At 66.6% G+C, this 326-nt stretch carries 1 protein-coding gene; it reads right to left on the minus strand.

All coding sequences use genetic code 11. The annotated features are described in order from the left end of the window. On the minus strand, positions 1-326 hold a 326-nt coding region (locus tag PUR61_RS41130), incomplete at both ends, for an ABC transporter permease (protein WP_443035329.1).

The following is a 326-nucleotide window of genomic DNA, read 5'->3' on the forward strand; positions in this document are numbered from 1 at the left end:
AGGAGGATGCCGGCGAGGGCGGCGACGGTGCCGATGAGGGCGTAGACGGCGATGAGGTATTTGTTGATGTTGATGCCGGCGAGGCGGGCGGCGGTGTCGTTGCCGCCGATGGCGTAGAGGTTGCGGCCGATGTCGGTGTATTTGAGGAGGATGTGGACGGCGGCGGCGGTGAGGATGAGGATCCAGACCATGACGGGGAGGCCGGCGATCTTGCCGCGGCCGAGGAAGATGAAGATGTCGTTGTTGAGGACGTAGCCCTGGGCGCGGCCGTTGGAGAGGAGTTGGGCGAGGCCCTTGTAGGCGGCGAGGCCGGCGAGGGTGGCGAT

Source organism: Streptomyces sp. BE20, assembly GCF_036322525.1.
Classification (GTDB): domain Bacteria; phylum Actinomycetota; class Actinomycetes; order Streptomycetales; family Streptomycetaceae; genus Kitasatospora.